General features: G+C 58.5%; 21 protein-coding genes. 4 read left to right on the forward strand and 17 right to left on the reverse strand.

Annotated features, from left to right (window positions below; translation table 11 throughout):
- Positions 1–374 precede the first annotated feature (374 nt).
- The gene (locus L5014_RS29825; protein WP_238467391.1) at positions 375–1,766 is read left to right on the forward strand and encodes a competence protein CoiA family protein; all 1,392 of its coding nucleotides are present in this window, start codon (positions 375–377) and stop codon (positions 1,764–1,766) included.
- 160 nt (positions 1,767–1,926) lie between these two features.
- Here the strand turns inward: L5014_RS29825 and L5014_RS29830 are convergent, their stop codons facing one another.
- Genes L5014_RS29830 through L5014_RS29840 form a run of 3 tightly spaced genes read right to left on the reverse strand, consistent with a single transcriptional unit; the run spans position 1,927 to position 3,883 of the window.
- Positions 1,927–2,277 (reverse strand): J domain-containing protein, encoded by a 351-nt coding sequence (locus tag L5014_RS29830; protein WP_238467392.1) that lies wholly within the window; start codon positions 2,275–2,277, stop codon positions 1,927–1,929.
- A complete protein-coding gene (locus tag L5014_RS29835) occupies positions 2,274–3,017 on the reverse strand; it encodes a hypothetical protein (protein WP_238467393.1) in 744 nt (247 codons plus the stop codon). The genes L5014_RS29830 and L5014_RS29835 overlap by 4 nt, the downstream gene beginning before the upstream one ends.
- A complete protein-coding gene (locus tag L5014_RS29840; RefSeq protein ID WP_238467394.1) occupies positions 3,014–3,883 on the reverse strand; it encodes a DUF2167 domain-containing protein in 870 nt (289 codons plus the stop codon). Before L5014_RS29840 ends, L5014_RS29835 begins: the two co-directional genes overlap by 4 nt.
- Before the next feature lie 1,249 nt (positions 3,884–5,132).
- Between L5014_RS29840 and L5014_RS29845 the strand changes: the two genes are divergently transcribed.
- Entirely contained in the window at positions 5,133–6,647 is a 1,515-nt protein-coding gene (locus L5014_RS29845) for a J domain-containing protein (RefSeq protein ID WP_238467395.1), read from the forward strand.
- Positions 6,644–7,552, forward strand: a complete 909-nt coding sequence (locus tag L5014_RS29850; protein ID WP_238467396.1) for a hypothetical protein — start codon at positions 6,644–6,646, stop codon at positions 7,550–7,552. The genes L5014_RS29845 and L5014_RS29850 overlap by 4 nt, the downstream gene beginning before the upstream one ends.
- A gap of 38 nt (positions 7,553–7,590) precedes the next feature.
- Here L5014_RS29850 and L5014_RS29855 read toward each other — a convergent pair whose 3' ends face one another.
- From L5014_RS29855 to L5014_RS29870, 4 genes are all read right to left on the reverse strand, one after another.
- A complete protein-coding gene (locus tag L5014_RS29855; protein WP_238467397.1) occupies positions 7,591–9,534 on the reverse strand; it encodes a helix-hairpin-helix domain-containing protein in 1,944 nt (647 codons plus the stop codon).
- Positions 9,535–10,296: a PP2C family serine/threonine-protein phosphatase gene (locus tag L5014_RS29860; RefSeq protein ID WP_338019352.1), complete on the reverse strand. Its 762-nt coding sequence runs from the start codon at positions 10,294–10,296 to the stop codon at positions 9,535–9,537. It abuts the gene before it with no gap.
- Positions 10,293–10,967: a vWA domain-containing protein gene (locus L5014_RS29865; protein WP_238467399.1), complete on the reverse strand. Its 675-nt coding sequence runs from the start codon at positions 10,965–10,967 to the stop codon at positions 10,293–10,295. Before L5014_RS29865 ends, L5014_RS29860 begins: the two co-directional genes overlap by 4 nt.
- A 189-nt stretch (positions 10,968–11,156) precedes the next feature.
- Positions 11,157–11,534 (reverse strand): hypothetical protein, encoded by a 378-nt coding sequence (locus L5014_RS29870; protein ID WP_238467400.1) that lies wholly within the window; start codon positions 11,532–11,534, stop codon positions 11,157–11,159.
- Positions 11,535–11,743: 209 nt separating this feature from the next.
- Between L5014_RS29870 and L5014_RS29875 the strand changes: the two genes are divergently transcribed.
- A complete protein-coding gene (locus L5014_RS29875; protein ID WP_238467401.1) occupies positions 11,744–12,172 on the forward strand; it encodes a hypothetical protein in 429 nt (142 codons plus the stop codon).
- A gap of 212 nt (positions 12,173–12,384) precedes the next feature.
- On the opposite strand, the gene L5014_RS29880 is transcribed toward L5014_RS29875, so the two are convergent.
- The 10 genes from L5014_RS29880 to L5014_RS29925 all read right to left on the reverse strand — a co-directional run bounded on the left by L5014_RS29880 (position 12,385) and on the right by L5014_RS29925 (position 22,985).
- Complete coding sequence (locus tag L5014_RS29880; RefSeq protein ID WP_238467402.1) at positions 12,385–13,446, reverse strand: maleylacetate reductase; 1,062 nt, start codon at positions 13,444–13,446, stop codon at positions 12,385–12,387.
- Between the two features lie 36 nt (positions 13,447–13,482).
- Positions 13,483–13,779 carry a Dabb family protein gene (locus L5014_RS29885; protein WP_238467403.1) on the reverse strand — a complete coding sequence of 99 codons (297 nt, stop codon included), beginning with the start codon at positions 13,777–13,779 and terminating at the stop codon, positions 13,483–13,485.
- A 139-nt stretch (positions 13,780–13,918) separates the two neighbouring features.
- Positions 13,919–15,142 carry a multiple monosaccharide ABC transporter permease gene (gene mmsB / locus L5014_RS29890; protein WP_420800163.1) on the reverse strand — a complete coding sequence of 408 codons (1,224 nt, stop codon included), beginning with the start codon at positions 15,140–15,142 and terminating at the stop codon, positions 13,919–13,921.
- On the reverse strand, positions 15,120–16,658 hold the full coding sequence (gene mmsA / locus L5014_RS29895) for a multiple monosaccharide ABC transporter ATP-binding protein (RefSeq protein ID WP_238467404.1): 1,539 nt from the start codon (positions 16,656–16,658) through the stop codon (positions 15,120–15,122). The genes mmsB and mmsA overlap by 23 nt, the downstream gene beginning before the upstream one ends.
- Before the next feature lie 91 nt (positions 16,659–16,749).
- Complete coding sequence (gene chvE, locus L5014_RS29900; RefSeq protein ID WP_274389571.1) at positions 16,750–17,820, reverse strand: multiple monosaccharide ABC transporter substrate-binding protein; 1,071 nt, start codon at positions 17,818–17,820, stop codon at positions 16,750–16,752.
- 93 nt (positions 17,821–17,913) lie between these two features.
- Positions 17,914–19,002, reverse strand: coding sequence for a Gfo/Idh/MocA family protein (locus L5014_RS29905; protein WP_238467405.1), 1,089 nt, complete (start codon positions 19,000–19,002; stop codon positions 17,914–17,916).
- A gap of 25 nt (positions 19,003–19,027) precedes the next feature.
- On the reverse strand, positions 19,028–20,020 hold the full coding sequence (gene iolG / locus L5014_RS29910; RefSeq protein ID WP_238467406.1) for an inositol 2-dehydrogenase: 993 nt from the start codon (positions 20,018–20,020) through the stop codon (positions 19,028–19,030).
- A 37-nt stretch (positions 20,021–20,057) separates the two neighbouring features.
- Positions 20,058–20,939, reverse strand: a complete 882-nt coding sequence (locus tag L5014_RS29915; protein ID WP_238467407.1) for a sugar phosphate isomerase/epimerase family protein — start codon at positions 20,937–20,939, stop codon at positions 20,058–20,060.
- Between the two features lie 65 nt (positions 20,940–21,004).
- A complete protein-coding gene (locus L5014_RS29920) occupies positions 21,005–21,928 on the reverse strand; it encodes an intradiol ring-cleavage dioxygenase (protein ID WP_238467408.1) in 924 nt (307 codons plus the stop codon).
- Between the two features lie 142 nt (positions 21,929–22,070).
- Positions 22,071–22,985: a LysR family transcriptional regulator gene (locus L5014_RS29925; protein WP_238467409.1), complete on the reverse strand. Its 915-nt coding sequence runs from the start codon at positions 22,983–22,985 to the stop codon at positions 22,071–22,073.
- Between the last annotated feature and the right edge of the window lie 32 nt (positions 22,986–23,017).

The raw sequence follows: 23,017 nt of genomic DNA on the forward strand, positions 1-23,017 counted from the left end.
TCGACTGCGGGAAGCCGCCGCCAGACTTGCCGTCACTGAGGAATCCGACGCATAATCCGCTCGTCCTGCCTGGGGGAATTTAGCCGCCCACAAGTGGAGGAGTTTGAGCTGCCCATCGGGGTAGTCCGAAAACGAACCCGAGCCTGAGCTTCCCATGACGTCCCTCTTGCGTGGTTGATAAGTATTCTTCTCGCAGTAACTGTGCTTTTTCTCCGAAGAAGTGTACAAGAGCGTGCTACTCGCTCGCTGTGAATTCCACACATGCCGCGCAATCTATGCGCAGTGAATACCGGGGGGCCATGCCGCCGGGTAGGTCGAGTCGTGTTGCTATAGTAGCCGCTTCTGTCTTGCGCTCCAGCCCGATGAAAGCCGGTTTGACTATCCCGTTCGCCCTTGACCCGCTCGGGCACCTCGTTGCTGCACGCGACTTGCCGAAACTGGCGCCGGGCCCCTTTCGGTGTGCTGCCTGCCAAAGCCCAGTGATTCTGAAGCAAGGGGAAACGCGGACCTGGCATTTTTCGCACTCGCCTGGCTCAGACTGCGCAAGCGGTTTCGAAACGTCCCTGCACCTGCTGGCCAAACAAATTCTGCTCGAACATCGGCACCTGCGCTCACCGGCACTAATCTGCGTGGATGACAGTTCGCTTCGGGAAGACATCACAGTATGCGAGGAGCACACCATTCGCTGGGATGTGGAGGGCGAAGCCGAGAAATGGATGGACAGCATCCGGCCGGATTTCGTGGTCGACTGCGGCGAACAGTTGCTTATCGTCGAAGTCATAGTGACGCATGAGGTCGATGCCTACAAACTGGCGCAGCTTGAGCGTCTCGCCACGCCCGCCCTCGCAATCGATTTGTCGGACGTCGAGCGCGATGTCACAGTCGATGCACTGACCGAGCGCATTGTCGAGACCGCCGCCGGCAAGCGGTGGCTCTTCTATCCTGGGTGGGCCGAGGCCCTGGCCATCCTCGATGCACGCCTCAAAGAGGACGAGGCGCGGCTCGCGGAAGAGGAAGCTGAAGCTGCGGCTGCATTCGCGGCGGAGCGCGCCACAGTCTTGGCGCGGCAGGCAGCCGCACGACTAAAAGTTGAAAGGGCAAACGAGCTGTTTCGCCAAGCCCCGGATGCAGACAAGATGGAGTTTCTCGCTCGCAAGCTCACTCTGGCCGAACGGGATTGGCCAACTGTGTTAGGCGGCTCCGTGCGTTGCGCGTCCTCCGTGAAGGCACGCACGCGAATTTGGCAAGCCGACGTGTTCCGGAAGTTCATCCATGGGCAGCGGAGCTTGCGCTCTCGGCCCGCCTTGACCGTCGACGCTGTGGCCGCGTGGCTGACGCAACGCTACGCAGTTTTACCCACAGCTTCGACCTCGCTGCGCGTCGCAGTGCGGGACTTTCTGTGCTTGCTGGAAACGCACGGGTATCTTCGCCGGAAGGTTAGCGAAGAATTTGAGATTCTGAAAGACGCCTTGAGCGTGCCCGGTCAAACGCCCCGATATGTACTGCACCCTGCTGCCGCCGCGACGCGTGGACTATTCTGGACAAGAAACTATCTTGACGAATCGAAAGTCAGTTTTGCTGCGGAGCAGTCGGGTGTAAGCCTCTCGCTCGACGCGGCACGACGCTTGATAGGGAATAGCTCCTTTGCAAGCATCTCGCGCACGGAGGCCGAATTCGCGCACAGCGTGTCGGTCGCATTTCAGTTGCCGCTCGAAAAGGCAGCTGAGTTCCTGGTGGCGGCCGGAATTTTCGTGCGCGTCTGTTGACGGGCGCGCTGCGTAGCCGGTCGGCGCTGACTTCCGTTGCTCAAAAAGCGAATCCTGCAGTGTCCATCGCCCTTGCCTGTTGTCTCATTGATGGTGAATGCAGCGTCAAGCGCCGACCGTGAAGTGGTCAGTAGATGCCGAAAAAAGGCATCGGGGCCTCTCACCTGGAGAATCTGGCGAGAAGGTCAAATGCGCGATTGATTTCCTTCGACTTGCTCTCAGCTAGTTCGCGGAATTCCGGACCGAGGCTACTTACCTTGTCCGGGTGATATTGCGACATTCGCTGACGGTACGCCGCGCGCAGTTGTTCTGTCGTGAAAGGACGGTTCAGCTGAAGCACGCGACACGCTTCCTCAATGGGGTCGGCCCGCGGCGGCTCTTCGGGTCCGCTTCCGGGGTTTGAGCTCGATGACGATGCAGCTTTCGGTGCCTTCTTCTGAAACTGCTCAATGATGGCGCCTACCACCCAGAACCCGACGAGGGCGGCAATTGCGAGAATGGCGATTTTCATTGCAGTTGTCCCGCGAGGCGCGTGTCAATGATAGCCTTGAGTTCAGCTAGCAAACTGAGGTCAGCTAGGTCGTCGCTCACGGTTCTCAGCTCTTCGATGTGAACAGAAAGGTCCTGCAGGTCGGCGGGCGCCAACTCTGCGTCCGAAAGTAAAACATCGACGAGAGGCACCGACAGTTGATATCGTTCACTGAGCTTGCGACACAGGTGCGCTCCGTACGGCAAGCATAGCAGCGGTTCGAGGAGCGTCTTCCAGTGCTCGCGGACGCGTTGGCGGTCCTCCTTCTTGCCCCCTCGCAGGAGTGCGGCCAGACCAATTGCGTACAGGAAATACGCCAGTGCCGCCAAAGCGAGAAAAATGAGGTCAGCGCCTCGCGTTAGTACCCAAACCGGAATAACAAGAACGACGATGCTGGTTACCGCAAGCAGAAATGGACGGGCGAATCGTAGTGTCCGCGAGAGCTGCTGGGCGGCCCCCGCGAGCTCATTCATAGCGCCTGCCCGGCTTACCGCCAGCAGTTCGACCTCGGCCATCGGCCAGAATGAGTGAATCGGGTACACGACCAGCGCGAGACGCCGGCCAAAGGTCGCGCGCCACGATGGGAATCGCACCCGCGTTTGTCTAGGGCCGAGGTAGACCACTCCATGTCCCGGATTCTTGAGCATCAACAGCCCGCTTGCAAAGAAGAGCCAAATGGCACCTGCAAGCAGGCGGTTGTAGTCGCCGAGCAGCGTACTCACGCACTGCGCCGTTTGAAGAGTGACTTCACGCCGGCGAGCAATGCTACGGCGGCAGCCGCGAAAACCTTCCATCCGGCTGCAAGGATGCCGAGAGCCCACTTCCATGCGCCAGTTTTTACCGCAGCAGCTGCAGCGCCGCCAACAATCAGGCCGGTCAGTCCGTACTCGGCAATCTTGTCGCCATTGCGGAACTCCGCATACGTCTGGTCGGAATTGAAAGCAAACCCGTCGAGCTGTGCTTTAAGCTCGGCGATTGACTGTTCAAGACTAGCAGGGTCGGTGACGAGGACAACCGTCGCAACTCCGGTTCGCGAGAGGACTTTCGTCGTGTAGTTGACGACTTTTTCGCCATTGGCCTCACTGAGTGTCGCCCATGACAGCCGCTTGGTGTCAGGCTCGTAGTGTGGTTCGACCTGCCAGCCTATGAGATGCATTTCGGGCCAGCCACGTTTGCGGCGCTCTTCATTCGAAAGCTCATTGCCCTTCTTCAACTGCTCGAGGATAGCCTCGGGGTCAATCTTCTCGTCGTCATTGACGTGGCCCGCGTCTTGGTAGTTGACGACCGCGAACCACCGATTCAAGCCTTCTGGTGCATACAACCAGGTATTCTCGACTCCCGGATTCTGCATCTTCTCCATTAGACGGGTGGTATCCGCAGGGTCGAGCGACAAATATCCCGGATTGACCTTCCACGACCCAACAGAAGCAATTTCTTGGCTGTAAGGTCCATGGTGCGGGTCCTTGACCACGGGCTCGTCGGCTTGGGCAGCCGTGACGACAATGGCTGCCACTAGAACCGCCAGCAGACGCTTTCCGGTCTGTATAGCGGATGACGGTTGAAACTTTCCCTCAGTCGGCCCCTTCATGACTCTCTCCCACTGATATTGATTTTTTAAGTGATAACCGCATTCGACTCCGCGAGCGGGCATCTGCGGTATTCAGCGCCTGTTGTGCTCTCTAACGTTACGAAAGGCGCGCCAATCGCACCAACTCATCGAAAGGCGGTTTCGCGGTTAACTACAACATAGGACAACGGCATAATCACGCGGAAACTTTACGCCAATTTGGCAGCGTTCTCTCGCACTCGATTGATGCGACATGCGTATTGCATTTTTCCGCACGCACAGTGGGCGGTCACGTCATCCACTGGAGGACAGGGTGCCGTGCGGGCTCCGCTCGGCGCAACGAAACTGCGCCCGCCGCTCCTCCGTCTTAACGGTCCGCTTTCGTCGTTGGTGACGAACCAGAGAGATTATTCAATGCATCACTCGGAGACCCCACGGGCGAGGCTGCGCAGTGCGCAAGTCCCTCACGACTCCCGCTTTAGTTGCCGCCGCAGCCGCCTGAACAACCGACCGGTCAGCGGTCGACCTGAGTGATGGGAGGTCAGGACTGGAAATCAGCGCCAACGTGGGTCCAATCGTCGCGAGAGCGGCAACGATAAGAGCTTTCTGCGCACGACGTACCCAGCGAGCCTTTTTCGCGCCCACATCAGTGAGGGACGCGTTTGCCTTCTCCAGTTTCTCTATCAGAAAATCAAGCAGCTCGGCCTCTGTCGTCGCGTTCGCCTCGTTCGTGCTCTGGTTCATCCGATTGGAATGTTTCGGCCCACTTATCCTCGGGTGTCCGCCTCGTTGCCCCATAGACGCGGCAACTTTCTTTGCAAAATGGAAGGCGGGAACGTTTTGAACAAACTGGATTCCGCAGTTTCGCGCGGCGACTTCCACAGTTGATTTGGACGTGCGACTGCTAGCTGTCCAGATTGACGGCTTAATTGCTACATACGCCTCGTACTCCAGCACCGAGTAGTGGGAAACTAGAACTGGCGGATACCGTCACTGGCGCACGGGACGATTGGTGAATGGTACGCCTCGTCGATTCAAACAAAATTCCGGCGCACCCAAGGCCAGAGCTAACGCTTAAGCTCTCTAATTTCCTAGATTCTCAAAGTGCATGAGAATCCTTGAGAAAAACCAATGCAAACATGTACGGGCAGCCAGCAACAACGGGTAGATGCCTGCGGTAGCCAGCCTAGTCCTGTGTCAACGCGTTGTATCATGCCGGCATACGAATTCGTGCAGAAGACTGCATGGCTAGGAGTGCTCGGGGATTGGCATGACGGATAATTACTATGGCATGCTCGGCGTCAGGGAAGACGCTTCGACGGCCGAAATCAACCAAGCCTACCGGTATGCGGCGCCGAAGGTCCATCCCGCCTATGCTGACCGGAACCCACTGGACGCCTCCCGCCGCTTCGCGGACCTCGCACGCGCCTGGTACGTCCTGTCCGACGAAACCCGGCGCGGCGTCTATGACGTCCAGCGCCACCCGGGCAGAACGGCCCCTTCTTCCAGCACATCGCTCGGCCCCGTAGACCCGGAAGAAACGTTTGCCAGCAGCATGGTCGAATGGGCCATGGAACTGCGCGGTCAAGGCTACTCGGGCCAGCGGATTGAAGACCTGTTGCTCTTGCACGAGTGTCCCGCGCACATCGCCGCATCGGTAGCGGCCCTGTTTACAGCTGGGAGTACGGCCCCGGCGGCCGGCGCGCGGGCGGGAGGCGCCGCCCCGTCTGGCTCGCAAACCTCGTTTCCCGGCCTTGGGTCTTACTCTTCAGCACTTGCTGCCACCAAGTCGTGGCGCGACCGCGCCCCTGCCATTGTTGGGATTCTGGTGTTTATTGGAGTGGTGCTGGGGGGACTTCTCATCGCCATTGACCAGTCGGCAAAGCAGTCGCCTACACGCACTGCACAGGCGTCATCCTCCGTGCCAGCGTCCGCACCCGCCGCGTCGGCTCCGCTGCCCGCCAGCATGCCGCCGGCTGCCCCGGGTCCTTATGCCTTTATGGCCTCAGTACCCGAACTGACAGCGCCTGACACGGTCGAGGGAACGGCTACCCGCGCGGCCACGTCCTTCCACCTGTTGGCGAATACGCAACGGCCTTCCTCCGACAGTGGCTCGTTCAACACGAAGGTCGCACTGCGCGTTCCCCTTCCCTACGGCAAACAGGTTCTCTACCTGTTGCAATCTGTTCCAAATAACCAGAACCCTTACGAGTGTCACGCGTGCTCTGTTGTCGTATCGTCCACAGTCACGACGGTCGGCAAAAAGGGGGGGGAGTCCGTGACAACGCCGCTGCAGGACCTAGACCTCATGGGAACTTGGGGGAAGTACGACTTCTCGACCGTCGCGCTGGTTGAGCTTGGCAGGAGTCACCTGGGCCTCGTTTTCCAAGACGGGTTTATGGGGATGGGGGAAACTGACCAGTACATCAGCGTGTTCAGCATTGAACCAAAGGGCTTGCGCAAGGTCTTCGGATTCCGTTCATCTCACGATAACACCGCTACCGCTGGATGTGTGCAAAACAAGGCCACATGCGAGCGCTACGTGATGAGCCCACGTTTTGTTCGGGACGGCAGAAGCACTTGGTATCCGTTGGAAATATCCATTGCGGGACTGACGCCCGACGCCAGCGGCAATCAAGTACCAGTCAGTGGTACCAGGCTGCTTCACTTCGACGGCCAAACCTACGTACTCGACAAACGCGATGATGACGCTGCCTCGTCGACCGCTTCCCCAACGGCTCCTGCTGCAACTTCGACAGTGAACACCGCAGGAGGACCGCAATGAAGATGTTCTCGACTCTTTTACTCCTGCTACCGGTGCTCGGTCTGTGGTCGAACCCCGCGTGGGCACAGTACGACCAGAATTTGGCAACATGCCTGTCCGGAACTGCCCCGTACCTGTGTCATCACGAACTGCTCACACCCGAGCAGGCTCAGGCGGTCAGGCAGGCCGAACTGACAAACAACTACGCCACTTGCAGCACCGGAAGCGCTCCGTATCTGTGCAAACACGAGTGGCTCACGCCTGAACAGGCTCAGACGGTGCGGCAGGCGGAGCTTAGACAGAATTATGCCGTTTGCAGTACCGGAAGTTCACCGTTTCTATGCAAGCATGATTTGCTGACGCCCGCACAACGCGACACGGTCGACGAGGCCGAGCGACGCGCCAACTTCACGACCTGCATACAGGGCACCTCGCCCTTCCTATGCAAGCACAACCTGCTCACACCGCAGCAGGCCGCTGAAGTTCGGCAAGCTGAGCATCGTATAAATCGTCAGACCTGCGCCAACCCGGCGCTTCAGTTCAACTGTCATCGGGACTGGCTGGCAGAAGATGACCGTGACGCTGCCCGACAGGCTGCTCAGCCGTCTGCGCAGAACGCAGCGCCCGCCGCCCCTGCGGGAACCGGAGCGTCCTCGCCTTCCCCAGTGGCAAACCAGGCTCCTTCCATTGGCACGCCTGACATTCCGGCGAGCGCACCCGCGAAGCCGCGCTGTGAAACGTTCTGGCTGGGGGCAGTGGAGACGAACGGCGACTATGCATTCCTGTCCGACTACACGCGGCTCACACCTGCGGCCGATAGCGACAAGGCAATCCTCAGGGTTTGGCAGCGAGGCCAGCGGCTTGTGCGCTGTGGGCCGCGGCTGACCAACAAAGAGACCGGCCAGAGCATTGACGTTTCCGGCTAAGTCAAAGATTGTCTTCGTCCCTACACAGACCGAGAACGCTACTGCACGACCTTGAGGTCGAGCTCAGCCTGAGCCACCTGCTGGTCCGCGTTGAGCACCATCTCTCGCACCATCGTGCGCTGCCGCTCAATCTTCACGCTTATTTGCCTGAGCGCTTCCGGACCCGCCGTCAGCTGTGCCTCTAGCTGGCTTCTGAGTTGTACGTAGCGCTGCTGTAGCGCGACGATGTCCGCGGGGTCAACCCCCTTCGCCGGGTCGAAAACAAACTGCCCTTCGAGTCGCTTGCGCCACCCCACCAGTTCCCGAGTGAGCTGCTCGCCAAAGCCCGAGATGGCCTTGACCCGGTTCCAGGAAATGTCCGCTGCCGACTCGACGCCGAATGACGACAGCGTCGCCTTGCGCACCGGTCCAATGCCTGGGATGTCGTGGTCAGAGATGAAGAACCCCTCTAGGTATTTGCGGAGCTGGAGTTCACGAACATTGGCCTGCAGCTTGTTCCGGTCGGAAGTGAACCGGTTGCCAAGGTCCTCGTACTCCTCGCGCGCCTGCCTGAGTTCCGCGAGCTTCTCCTGAAAGAGCTTGTCGGTGGCGAATTTGTTCCACTGGGACCAGGCTGCGACTGAGATTCGCTTGGCGTTGGCAAGTGCTTCCTTGCGCCGGCCCACCTCAGGCTGTTCCTTGTTCCAGCCGAAGAAGAGGACGGCCGCCACAATCAGCACTCCAATTAGCAGGTGCTGGAGCTTGAAGATGCCCAGTATCACGACTCCGACAGCGGCGCAGCGTCGCGCAAGGCGCCACATTCTTGCAGCTCTGAGGTCAGTGGGCGGGGGCTTAGCCTTCATGTCGGCAGGCCTCACGAATGCTGGCGCCGGTGCGGTGCCAGGTGATGCGGCACCGGTGATGGCTGCCCAGACCTGCCCAATGTGAAAACTCGAGCCCCCTGCTCCGGTCGCTGGCGGAACAGACACGACACCGAGAAAGGCAATGTAGCCGGTCTGTCGTTCCAGCTCGCACCACGGGCAGCTTCCGAGCCCGCCGTAGTACCGGTGTGCCGGGTTCGTTGCGCATTCGCGCAGCTGTACCTTGAGCCCGTTGAGCGCCGTAATCCAGTCTGTCGCCGTGGGCCGGCCGCCTGGCTTCGCGCCGTCCTCCGAAAATGCCCGCTCGAACATCGCCGCCATCGCTGGCGGCAGGATTTCCGGTCCAACCGTATTGGGCGGTGGGCGCATGCCTCGCTTGCCGACAGGCACCGCGTACGCATACCGGAATTCCTGAATGGCCTTTTCTGGCGGCATATCGCGCTGGCCCGAGTAGACCCCGAAAAACGGGTGCCGACCCAACAACAGAAGGTGGAAAACGAGCAGCGCGAGGCCGAAGTTGTCGTGGTTCGGGGTCCGCAGGAGCCCCTTGAAGCTGGACAGGCCCTGCAGCTCCGGCGCCGTGAAGTGCGGCACCCCTACCTCACACAGATACGGCGCTTTCCCGTTGGGAATCTGGAACGAGTCACAGTCGATGAGGCGTGCCAGCGAATTGCGGGCGACAAACACCAGATTCGGATTCACGTCACCAATCACGCAGCCGCTCGCGTGGATGGTGGAAAAGGCGGCTGCGACGTTGCGCGCCGCGTTCACGAGGAATGCCCAGTCGGCGCTTGGGAATTGCTGCTTGCGGTGTGCCGGCCCGTAAAGGTGGTGAAGCGGTTCGGCGTTGGACGCCCGTGGCATGAGAAAGCCACGAACGGGCCCGTTAGCACTGGGATGGAGCGTCTGGATTGGCCAGGCAGCAATGTCCTTCAGACGGTCATCTGCGCGCGCAATCATTGCCCGCAGCTTTGCCTGTTTGTCGTGCGCAAGGGGGTCGTGATAGACCTTCGCCACCACGTTCTGTCCGATGGAGGACACCTCGTGGACCGAGCCCTCACCTCCTCTGCCCAGTACTCGACCCAGCGTGATGCGCCGCCCCTGCCCGTCGTAATACTCCATTTATGCGGTCCCGCGAGTGGCCATCACTAGCGTCTTGTCGTCGTCGGTCCGCTCGTTGATGGGTGCGCTGCTAAGGAACTTCGCAAGATGGTCACAAAGCTCCTCACAGTCTTCCAGTCGCTTGCCTCTCAGCACGGCGAACATCGGGTCGAAGAATGGGTGGTGTGGCATGCGGCTCTCAAAAGACAATGCGAGCCGCTGCAGCCCATCGCTGAAGAGCGCGACTTCTTCGACCTGCATCGGGGCCGCCACGACCTCCAAATTCGTCAACGCGTCCTCATCTGTCACGAAGTGCGTCATGTTCACGTACGGACCCTCCTCGGGCCAGAACACGACACCTCGCGCCGCTGGGTTCGTTACAACTATCGCGCCATCGCCAATCTGGAAAAAGAGCGCGTTGCGTTCGCCCACGACCGCACCAAGAAGTGTGCAGGCGTAGTCGCGTGAGGCCCCCTGTGCTTTGTCGGCTGCAGCCTGGATAGCACTGCGCACGGTTTCCAGCCAGCCGACAGCTTTATCCCGGCAGAGCGTCTCGCCGCTCTGCAATGTGGCCTCGATACTCGCCATTGCCGCCGAGCAGGCCAGCGCGGAGCCCTGCGCAGCGAAGCGCGCGCTACCCGCACCGTCAGACACGAGGCAGACGAGAAAGGAGGCCCCGTCGTGGCCGCTCACCAGGCTACGGAGGCACGAGTCCTGGCAGTATCCGTCGCCGGCTTCGTGAGAAGTGCCGATAACGCTCGCGCCAATGGCACGCCAGCTCACACTTCCGCCCAACCGGCTGGAGAAACAAGTGCAACCTTGTCACCAGGCGTCGACTGCGATACGGACTTCATTGAGTTCGAGAGCCACTGAAACAGCTCGCGGAATTTCAGTCCTTCAAGCTTGACTGGGTCACGCGAAGAAATCTGTTTCAGAACGTCCGTGTTCGCATTCCCCACGGCGACGGCAAAGAAGGCGAAGGACTTGGCGGTTTCGCCTTCGCGAACGAGCGTGGCGGCCGTCTGCCAGTCATCGGTCGGCGCACCGTCCGTAATCAGGAACACCCAGGGGCGATAGAACGCGATGCCATTTGTCCGGTATTCGTCCTTGCGCTGACGCAGCAACTCGAGCCCTTGCTTGATGGCCGAACCCATCGGGGTATCCCCCGTCGCTTCCAGAACGGGCGGAACGAAATTAGGGGCGGTCTGGAAAGTGTTTCGGATTTGCGCCGGCCCAAAGGTCACGACCGCCACCTCAACACGCTTCATCGCCAGCGTGTCGGCGGCCAAGTCATCCTTGAAAGTGGCAAGCCCTGCGTTGAGCTCGTTGATGGGCGCCCCACGCATGGAGGCGGAGGTGTCAAGGAGTAGCAGGCAGGGGCAGCGAGGCTCGGGATTGTCTGCAAAGCTATCGGTGCCGAACGGCACCTGGCTGGAAAACTCGTTATCAGACATCGCACTTCCCCGGGGTTAATGTAATGCCCACAATCATAGCCAGACGAACGAACACAGAAAAGTGGTTTGCCGCGCCGAAAAGCACGAGAACCAATCAGATGCGAATCAAACCTGCCTGTTCATTGAAGGCTACCTCACCCACGCCTGCCATCGCCTACCTACGCTCTCCACCTTAGTGGGAACGGCCAGCTATGGCTTCGCCGCGTAGACATCCAATACAGAGACGCTTCTAGCCAATATCTCTGTGAAGCCAGCGAAGTCGATTTCTTTTTGCTTCCGCTTCACGACGTATTCTGCGAAATGATGCTTCCCATACTGCGTTGCGGGGTCGAGCTGGTCCTTCCCGCTAAACACCTTACCGTGCAACTGCTCTTTCCTCACGGCCGGGTCAAAGAAGTCTTCAATGGTGGTTGATTTCCCACCTAGACGGGGGACAGCCACGACATAAAGATTGTCGATGATGTGATAGAACGATTCGCTGCCATCAATCGCGACCTTGCTAGACGATACGTCCTTTATCATAGAGAAGATTCGCTTCGTCCCATCGTCGTCTATCAGCAAAATCACTGGATTTCGCTTCCCCTCGTGCTTGCGAGGTACCTTTTTTGACACCGTCCCAACTCGCCGCACGTAACGATGCATGCCGCATAAATTCTGTCGCTTCAGGTCTTCATAGAGCCTGCCTCCTCAATTAAAGAGCTAAGACGAAACTGCCGATATTCAGTGGCTTGCCAATGGCTGGCACGAAACGAACGAGAATCTGCGAGACCCAGAGAATGCCAACAATCAACGCGTACATTCCGCAAACCACACCTTTGCTGTTCGAGACCGAAGAAGGCCTGCGTGCCGCCAGCGCCCTTATCGAGTTCGGTGGCTGGAACCATGCGAACAACGTGCTGACACCAATTCAAGTGTCCGCACTCAGCCGGATGCCTGGCGCAGATGTGCTTCGATGGGTGCTTGATAGTCTATCGGCCGCGGCGGAAACTGGTCGCCTCGACGCGGAGCGCTACATTACCCAGTTGTTCGCGGGTCCGACCGATTTGCGCGACTTCCGAGCCATCGTTCGCGATGCAGGCTTCGAGCGTTGGATGAGCGACCGCCACCACTCTGTCTTGCGAAAACTGGGCTGTGCAGAATGCGACTGCTCCACGTACCCGGGTGTCACCATCCTCTTCGACCCTGCAGGCATCGACTGGGCATAGCAGTTCCAGAGTCGTCTAGCGACGCCCGCCGGTTGAGCTTGTGGGTGACGCAACACTCGACGCCAGGCCCACAGTGGTGAGTGCGAGACCAAGTTCCAAATAACGCACCGATACGAATCTCGCACCGCCGTTGCACTTGTGTCCAAGGACGCCGCCTACACTCCGAAACACCAGCGTCTGTCGAGCCATTTTCCATTTGAGCATGGGCACGATTATGCGGCTGGACGGGCGCCTTCCCAAGCACGCTGCAGTAGCGCCCGAAGCGGCTTTTGCTCGATTGGCCGAGGATTCCAGTACGGATTGGCCAAAGCCACCTCGCACGCACGGTCAAGGTCGCTTTCATTCAACCCAATCTCCCGGAGGCCTCGTGGGACGCCCAGTTCTTCGTTTAGCTCATAGAGTCCGTCAGGCGCTGACTTCACGCTGAGAGCCCTGGCAATTCGCTCCATCGCATCGTCAGCAACCGTGCTGTTGTATGCGAGCGCATGGGGCAAAACGATTGCGTGCGTTTCAGCATGCGGCAAGTTAAACGTCCCGCCCAGGGTGTGGCAAAGTTTGTGATGAAGGGCCATGCCGACGTTGCCGAGCACCATTCCACACAACCAGGCTCCATAGAGACACTCGCCGCGTGCCGCCTTGTCCTTACCATTTTCCTTCACGCCACGGAGGCCATTGGCGAGTGAGCGAATGCCCTCTTCAGCCATCAGTGACATAACTGGGTTACCGTCCTTCGCGTATAACCCTTCCGCCGCATGGGCGATGGCATTCAAGCCGCTGACAATCGACAGCCTGACCGGCAACCCAATTGTCAGTTCCGGGTCGTAGAGAACGGTTTTGGGAATAACTTTGGCGTCACGCCCCGTCTTCTTCAGGCCACCTTCAGTTATGCCGTAGATGGGGGTCATCTCCGAGCCGGCATAGGTCGTCGGTATAGCGATGATTGGCAGCGACGACTCCAGCGCAATCGCTTTACCAAGCCCGATTGTGGACCCCCCGCCCACGGCTACCGCGCAGTCCGCACCGACACTCTTTGCATGCTCGCGCGCGCGGCGTGCGTTCTCAATGGGGACATGCATCTGCGCACCATCGAAGACGCCAGCGCTCGAGGGCCCAAGGAGAGACGAGACCACCTCGGCCTGGGCCTTCTGCTCCGGGGTACAAAGAATCAAAGCACGGCGGGCGCCCAACGTCGCGACCTCCTGCTGAATCAGATTCATGCTCCCTGCGCCAAACACAACTCTCGACGCCTGCGTGGTATACGTGAACTCGTACATGAGATGTCTTCCTGTTTCGTCAACGGTGCGGCCGGCTCAGACGTAGTCGACCTGGTGTCGGGCGATGCGAACGTCGCCGACTAGCTGCTTCACCCGCAGATGCTCAGGGTGCGTGGCATACGCGTCGAGCGATTCCTGGCTCTCGAACTCCGAATACAACACGACGTCGCATGCATAGTCCACGGCGCTCACGTCCAAACCAACCTCCAGCCGTGTCAGCCCGGGAATCTTTCCAGTCAGACTTTCAAACGCAGTCTTGACCAGCGTCGCAGCCTCCTTCTTTTGCGCGGGAGTCTCACCGCGAACATTCCACATCACAATATGCTTGACCATAGCTGCTTCCGTTAGTAATGCTGAGTAGCAAGCCAAAATCCTGAAATACAAACCTCGAACTCAGGCCTGCCGGTCAGCAGAGCCCTGCAACGATGGACCCTGCCGATTTCTAATTCTGGTCTTCGGGAGAACGCAGTGACTACGCCTTATTCTTGTTGTATACGTCTACGAACACGGCGGCGAGGAGCACGATGCCTTTGATGACCTGCTGATAGTCCACACCGATGCCCATGATGGACATTCCGTTATTCATCACGCCCATGATGAACGCGCCTACTACCGCGCCTACGACCTTGCCGACGCCACCCGATGCGGATGCACCGCCGATGAAACATGCCGCGATGACGTCGAGTTCAAAGCCGGTACCTGCTTTCGGCGTGCCGCTATTCAGGCGCGCGGCGAAAATAAGACCTGCCAGAGCAGCGAGGACCCCCATATTCACGAACGTGAGGAAGCTCACTGCCGGCACGCTGACCCCAGAGAGGCGTGCGGCCTTTGCATTGCCACCAACCGCGTAGATGCGACGGCCGATGGTTGTCCGGTTCATGAGGAAGGTGTACACACCAATCAGTACACCCATGATGACCAGAACCGTAGGCAAGCCACGATAGGATGCGAGCAAGTAGCAAAAGCCTACAATGAGCGCCGTAAGAACGACGTTCTTAGTCACGAACATCGTGAACGGACCACTTTCGACACCATGTTTTGCCGCACCAGCGCGATGCCGAAGTTCAATCACGAAGAAAAGTACGCCCACCAGAACACCGAGGAGAATCGATGTGATGTGAAGCGATTGCCCGTGGAAAACGTCAGGGATGAAGCCCGAGCTGACCTTGCCGAATGCGTCCGGGAACGGGCCGATGGATTGCCCTTGGAGCACGAGGTTCGTCATGCCACGGAAAACCAGCATCCCGGCGAGAGTCACGATGAACGACGGCATACGCCAGAACGCAATCCAGTAGCCTTGAACGGCACCAATCAGTGCACCGGCCGCGATGCAAATAATGGTCGCCCAAACATAGTTCATGTCATACTGGACCATCAATACTGCCGCCAACGCGCCGACCAGACCTGCGGTCGAGCCAACCGACAGGTCGATGTGACCAGAGACAATCACCATGAGCATGCCGAGCGCCATGATGACGATGTAGCTGTTTTGGAGCACCAGATTGGTCAAGTTAAGCGGTTCCATCAACACGCCACTTGTCGCGACCTGGAAGAACACCATGATGATGACGAGCGACAGAAGCAGTCCATACTCACTGCCGATGCGCTTGACCATTCCGAACATTTCGCCTTTCTTGACCTCGGCGCCTTCGGCGGCAACCGGAGAGAGTGCCTTACGCATTTTGAATGTCTCCATTTCGCATAATTGCTCGCATGATGCTTTCCTGCGACGCTTCTTCTGCAGATAACTCGCCGACGAACCGGCCTTCATTCATGACATAAATGCGGTCACACATGCCGAGCAGCTCGGGCATTTCCGAAGAAATCATGACCACGCATTTTCCTGATGCAACCGCCTGGTTGATGATGTTGTAAATCTCGTACTTCGCTCCCACGTCAATACCACGTGTGGGCTCGTCGAGAATCAACACATCCGGTTCAGAGAACAGCCATTTGCTGATGACGACCTTTTGCTGATTTCCACCCGAAAGGTTGCCGACAACGTGCGTCACGCCTTGTGCCCGGATTCGCAGCTTCTTCAGAAAGTCGGCCGCAACCGTTATCTCCGCGTGCTCGTCGACGACACCAAGCTTCGAAACACCGGGCAGGTTTGCCAAAGTGATGTTCCGCTTGATGTTGTCGTCGAGAAGCAGACCGTTGCCTTTCCGGTCTTCAGTAACGTAGGCGATGCCGGCCTTGATAGCCTTTTGAACCGACGAAGTGTCAACCTGTTTTCCGTGCATCAGCACCTGGCCTGTAATGCCTTGGCCATAAGTTCCCCCAAAGACACTCATGGCAAGCTCAGTGCGCCCCGAGCCCATCAGCCCTGCTATACCGACGATTTCACCCCTGCGCGCCTTCAGATTTACGCCTTTGATGACGGCGCGGTCGCGCTGTGTGGGATGCTGGACACGCCAATCCTTGACCTCGAAAATGATTTCACCGATGTCCGGCGTGCGCGGCGGATAACGGTCGGACATTTCTCGACCAACCATCGCCTTGATGATGCGGTCTTCGCTCACGCTCTCGGCTTTGCAGTCGAGCACGTCGACTGTCGAGCCGTCACGAATGACCGTTATTCCGTCCGCAACGCGTGAAATTTCGTTGAGCTTGTGAGAAATGATGATTGACGTTACGCCTCGCGCCTTCAACTCAAGAAGGAGGTTGAGCAGCGTGTCGCTATCTTTCTCATTCAGGCTTGCGGTGGGTTCGTCGAGAATCAGGAGACGAACCTCTTTGGACAATGCCTTGGCAATTTCGACAAGTTGCTGTTTGCCAATCCCAAGCGTGCCGACAGGCGTGTCCGGGGAATCCGTAAGTCCCACCTTCTTCAGCAGTTCCTTCGCTTTAGCACGCGAGACCTGCCAGTCAATGACTCCGCGCTTGGCCTGCTCGTTGCCAAGGAAGATGTTCTCCGTAATCGAGAGCATAGGCACGAGGGCAAGCTCTTGATGGATGATGATAATTCCGACCTCTTCGCTGTCGGAAATGTCAGCGAACGCACGCTCCTGACCGTCGTAAAGCACACCGCCTACGTAAGTACCGTGCGGGTAGACGCCGCTGAGGATTTTCATCAGCGTCGATTTACCTGCGCCATTTTCTCCACATATGGCGTGAATCTCGCCTTTACGGACCCTTAGATTCACGTTATTCAGGGCTTTGACCGGGCCAAAGCTCTTCTGAATTCCGCGCATCTCCAGAATGGTATCCATGCTCACATTCCTCCGATTGGTCACGCCGGAAGCGTGCCTACGCGTTGCGGGGTTCCACAGGGAATCCCCGCCTCGCTTACGTCCAGATGCCTTACTTGATTTGCGCCGGCGTGTAGTACCCGCTCGTCACGAGTTCCGCCTGGTAATTGCTCTTGTCGACGAGAACAGGCTTCACGAGGTAAGTCGGAACAATCTTCGCGCCGTTGTTGTAGCTCTTCGTGTCGTTGATGGGCACCTGCTTGCCGGTCAATGCATCGTCAACCATGTCGGCGGCGACGCCGGCGAGCTTGCGTGTGTCCTTGAACACCGTTGAGGTCTGGTCACCACGAACAATGTTCTTCACGTTCTGAATGTCTGCGTCCTGCCCCGTAATGATGGGCATTGGCTGCTGGCCCGAACCGTATCCCACGCCCTTGAGAGACGAGATGATGCCAATCGCCAGGGCATCGTTCGGCGCCCAAACCGCATCGAGGTGGTCCTTGCCATAGAATGCGCTCAGCAGGTTGTCCATCCGAGCCTGAGCGGTCGCGCCATCCCAATTACGAGTCGCGACCTTTTCGAACGCAACCTGTTTGCTCCGAATGACAAATTTTCCGCTGTCGATGTACGGCTTGAGAACTGACATTCCGCCCGCGTACACCATGTGGGCGTTGTTATCGTCAGAAGAACCCCCGAACACTTCGATATTGAACGGGGTCTTGCTGCCCGCTTTCTGCCAGGCATTGACGATGCTCTGCGCTTGCAGGACGCCGACGCCGCGGTTGTCGAAGGTCGCGTAGTAGTCGACGTCCTTGGTCTGGCTAATCAGGCGGTCGTAAGAGATGACCTTGATGCCCTTTTTCTGGGCCAGCGCCAGAGCGTCCGAGAACGTCTTGCCGTCGATAGGCGCAATGACCAGTGCCTTGACACCCTTCGCGAGCATGTTCTCGACCTGGTTCACCTGCGTCGGAACGTCGTAGTTTGCGTACTGCAGGTCGGACGAGTAGCCTTTTGCCTTCAGCGCATCGACCATGCTCTTCCCGTCGGTAATCCAGCGGGATTCGGTCTTGTCGGGTAGAGAGATTCCGACTACACCTTTATCCTGGGCGAACGCTGCTCCAGACGTTGCAGCGAAAGCTGCCGAAGCCGCCAGAACAATCGCGACACTCTTCAGAATCTTCATGACATCGTCTCCTATTTAGGAATGTGTATTTACGTTTTCAGCTTATGAAGTGCGAATCCTTCGGCTGACGCATTGCGTCAGCCCTGCGAATCCTTAACCGATAAATACTTCTGCCCCTGCCTCTTTTGAAGAGGCGAACATGGCCTCGATGACACGGCTGATGTTGTACGCCTGGATTGCCGGGACAACCGATGGTGTTCCGTTGCGCAGCGCGTTGAAGAACGCGTTCGATTCGCGGTCAAAGTAAACCGGGTTGCCGATTTCAGCGATGTCAGGCGAATACTCCGTCTTTTTCGTCGCCCAGATTTCCGGGAAGCTGGTCTCTTGCCACTCGGTCCACCCCTCCGGATGGCCACCTTTTCCAGCGTCATAAATCTTGTAGCTCGCGGGCAGCGAACGCGACGACATGATGCCCTCCGTCCCGTATGCGGTGATATCCCAGCTCTCGGTCCATGGCAAAACGTCCCAGGACATGAAGTCGACGGTGACAATCTTGTCTTCGTAGTTGAGCACCGCACCCGCTGCGTCTTCTCGCGACTCGTCGCCGTGGAAGTTCGGGAACTTCGTGATTCGTGCGTTCACCGAGCGCGGCAGTCCGAAATGCAGAAGGATGCGGTCGATGAGATGGCAGCCGATAACGAACACAGCACCACCGATATCGCCAGGCTGCGTCATGTGCGGGGTGCCCGCCTCATCGTGCGAACAACCAGCGTGCGCACGCACCTGAACGACTTTCCCGAGTCGACCACTTTTGAGCGCAGCCTGCATCGCGTCGACTGAGGGAGCGAAGCGCCAGCAATATCCGACCTGAAAGAGACCACCGGTACGCTCCACTGCATCGGCGATGCGCTTTGCGTCTGCTGAGCTGCGGCCAGCTGGCTTTTCGCACAGTACTGCCTTGCCGGCTTCGAGCGCTTCAATGGTCAGGTCGGCCATCTTTTCACTCTTCGAGTGGACGAGCACGACATGAACATTCTCGTCCGCCAGAATGTCCTCCTTGGAGCGTGCTTCGAGACCAAGCGCGTCGACGAACGGCGTGAGAAGTGGGCTCGTATCCCACGCACCGAGCATCTTCGCATCGGTGCGACGCTGGATAGCTTTGACTCGCCCGGATGTGTGCGGGTGAGTGATGCCAAGACACGCCACGCCAAGCGTTTCGTTCGGACCAATCTTTCGCAACATGACTTTATCTCCTCCAGCAGTACCGTTAGACCTTGACCGCTTTTCCGGACGTCGCCGACTCGAGCGCGCACTCGGCGAGGCGCAACGCCTTCAAACCATCCTCGACCGACGTCGGCAGAGCCGTGTTGTTGTTCAGCGCGTCGACGAACGCCTGCAGTTCGCCCTTGTAAGCCTCGACGTAGCGCTCAAGGAAGAAGTTGAGCAACGGCTCGCGCACGTCGGTTGCGTCCTTCGTCCAGCGGCGGATGGTCGAGGGACGAAGGTTTTCCTGCAGGAGCATGCCCTTCGAGCCGGACACTTCCATGCGCTGGTCGTAGCCATACACAGCCTCGCGGCAGCAGTTGATATGACACTGCTTGCCGGATGCCGTACGCAGCTGGACCATGACCGTGTCGAAGTCGCCCAGTTCGGAGAGCGACGTATCGACGAGGCGGCTCGCCATTGCCATCACTTCCACCGGCTCCTCGCCCAACAACCAGCGCGCCATGTCGAGGTCGTGAATGACCATGTCGCGGAAGATGCCGCCCGAATGCTCGACGTAGTCGCGCGGGGGCATGCCCGGGTCCCGGCTTGAGATGACGACTTGACGGACTTCGCCGACGTCACCCGCGTCAATTGCCTTGCGGAACGCCTGCGAAGTCGGGTCGAAGCGTCGGTTGAAGGCGAGCATCACGCGTCCGCCAAGACGCTCGACTTCTCGCGCAGCGGCCAGCGACTTTTCCATGTCCAGGTCGATGGGCTTCTCGCAGAGCACAGCCTTTCCGCGAGCCACCGCCTCCAGCATGAAGGAGATGTGCGTGTCCGTCGGCGTGCCGATAACCACGGCGTCGACATCGCTGCGTTGCAGAACAGCCATGCAGTCGGTCGACGCCTCACAGCCGAGGCGTTCGGCCAGAGCGTTAGCCGCCGCTTCAACCGGGTCGGCAACGACCACAAGCTTGGCGTTCGGAATGGTTGCAGCATTTCCAGCGTGGATGCGGCCGATACGGCCAGCGCCGAGAACAGCGATACGAATCATGTTTGTCTCCAGAGATGATAGGTCTGAGCGATATGTCTTATGCCGCCGCGCCGGCTGTGCTCGAAAACTGGGCGATAGTGGTGTCGTACGCGCGCTTGGCCATCTGCTCAAGCGGAAGCTTCCGGAACGGTTCCGAAATCAGTTCGACGCCGTAATACGGCAGGTCACAACCCGCCTGGTCGAGCGCCTCGACAAACGCGCGACAGTCAGCGGCCCCTTCGCCACACAGCTTGCGGTTAAACGTCGAGTCATCCAGCAACGTTCCCTTAACTTCCGCTGCGACGTCGTCCAGCTCTACGCCCTTGATGAAGCGCGCCGGAATCCGAGCGACCTCGCTGTATGGGCTGCCGAAACGTGCAACGTGCCAGTGGTCAACCATCAATCCGCCATTCGGCTGGTCGGCACCTTCCGCAATCCTAAGCGCGTCGCCGATGTTCCGGATAACGGAAAAGGGCATGAATTCGATTGCCACCGTCGCGCCGACCGTCGCGACGTCTTCGCAAAGCTTCGCGAACTCTTCCGTCATGCGCGGAAAGTTGGCCGGGCTTTCATCAAACGGGTTGGCGCCAATCTTCAGATTGCGCATGCCAAGCTCGGCACCCAGCTCGATGACACGGCGACGGAAATGGTCCGATTTCGCCCGCGCTTCACCGTCGAGGTACCAGTCCATCAGGATTTCAAGCTCGAAGTACTTCATCCCGGTATCTTCCAGAATCTTCTTCACGCCCGAAACGCCGTACTGCTCGACGCTGTACTCGAGGTCGTCAAGGATGAGGCCGATTCCGCTCCAGCCCGCCCGCGACGCAGCCTCCGCTCGGTCACGCAACGAATACGGACTGACTTCCGTGGGGGCGCCGGGGTAGACATCGCCAGCAAGCGTCCAATACGCGGCCAGCAGCTCTTTGCTTTTCGTGCTCATTTCCAGTGTCCAATGCTCAGGTTGCTCAGGGTGTTCAGCGGCACGTCGCAGTGCGTGCCACACGCTTACGCGATAGTTCGCTGGGGCTTCGCAGTGGGTGCAAGTGCGAAATCCCACGTCACCGACCAAAACGGGGCTTCGAACCCAACCGCCCGTGCAGCGTCGATGTCATCGACCTTCTTAAAATCGGCGATGAGTTCGCTCTTGACGCCGAAGACTGCATCACCAGGGAGATATGGGCAATCCGGCGTGAAGATGTGCGTAATGACGGGCTCGTAGCCCGGCGCAGTCACGATGAAATGCAAATGTGCCGCACGGTTCGGGTGCCGCCCCATCGCACCGAGGAGCTTTCCAACGGGACCATCAGAAGGAATGGGATAGTGGCGCGGCTTGACCGACTTGAACGAATACCCGCCCTCGGCATCTGAGGTGAAAACGCCGCGCAGATTCGAGTCAGGCTGGATACCCTTTTGCTGAACATCGTAGAAGCCGTCGTCATTCGTCTGCCAGACTTCGAGTTTCGCATTCGGAATCGGGTTGCCAGAGATGTCGGTCACGCGCCCAGCGACTACAAGGGGTTCGCCCTTTCCATCCAGGCAGATGTTCGCTCCATTCTCGTATTGCGGTGCGTTCTCAACATAGAATGGGCCGAGAATTGTGTTCGGAGTCGCGCCGCTTGGCCGACGATGGTTGATAGCATCAACCAGCATCGAGACACCGAGAATGTCTGACAACAGGATGTACTCCTGCCGCCATTCGTTGCACATCTGCCCAGTTTCGGTGAGAAAGCGAATCGCAGCAAACCACTCATCATGCGTCGGCTCGATTTCCTTCACTGCAGCGTGCAGATGCTTAACCAGCACGGACATCACTTGCTTGAGTCGGGGATTGATGTCCTGCCCCATACGACCGTTCACGACATCCGCAGAATGCTCCTCGTCGAAATACGCTGAGGGAGTTCGTGAAAGGTTGGGTGCTGCCTGGTACATGGAGTGTCTCCTTCAATGTTTCTCAACAGCTTTGAAGGAAGTCTATATTCGCTTTTGGCGGTAAGACAGAGCTGAAAAGGGAATCTCTTTCGCGCTTGATGGGAAACTGCGAAGTCCGGCAGCTTCCAATAGAGCGCAGTCGCTACTCAGTCCAGAGTCGCTCATATTGGTTCTTCTTGAAGCGCTCCACTAGGGCCTCGATGAAAAGGCGGACCTTGACGGGCATGTGTGACCGCGTCTGGAATGCGATATTCATTGTGAGGCGAGGCAAGTCCCAGTCATCCAGGATTGGCACGAGACGGCCGGTCTTGATGTCGTCGTAGACGATGTACTTGGGCTGAACGAGAATGCCCATGCCCTCCAAGGCCGCAACGCGCAATATCTGTCCGTCATTGGATTCAAGCAACGGCTTCACTTTGACACAAACGCATTCACCGTCGCGTTGAAACGAGAGCTCGCGGGGATTGTCGGCCAGCCCGTAGTTCAGCACCTTGTACTTGCCGAGTTCGGCAGGAAACCGTGGAAAACCGTTCGCCGCAATATAGCTTGGCGCAGCGGCTAGAACACGGCGTGTCGCCGCAAGGCGACGCACTGTGATGTTGCTGTCGGCCTCAAGAACCTTCGTTCGAATGGCAACGTCAATTCCGTTCTCGATGATGTCGTAGTAGCGGTTCGCCGCGACCACGTCCACTGTTATGTCTGGATAGCGCGCTGTAAATTCCGGAAGCATGGGCGCGATATGCAACATGCAAAAGGAAAGCGATGCCGTCACCCGCAGCAGGCCGCTCGGGCGCGCCGTCGCATCCTTGACGACCAACTCTGCTTCGCCAAGGTCCGCGAGGATGGATTTGCAACGTCGGTGAAATTCTGCTCCTGCTTCCGTCAGGAAGAGATTGCGGGTCGTCCTTCTCACGAGTTGCACGCCAAGGCGGCTCTCGAGCGAAATGAGATAACGACTCGCGGCAGATATAGACAACTCGACCGCCTCGGCCGCCCGGCTGATACTACCGGTCTCGGCGACCTCAACGAACAGCTGAACTTCCTTAAACTGGTCCATCTGACCTTTACCGCCCCAGTCATCCGCAAAGT

The sequence above is a fragment of the Paraburkholderia tagetis genome (genome assembly GCF_022213065.1).
Lineage (GTDB): Bacteria > Pseudomonadota > Gammaproteobacteria > Burkholderiales > Burkholderiaceae > Paraburkholderia > Paraburkholderia tagetis.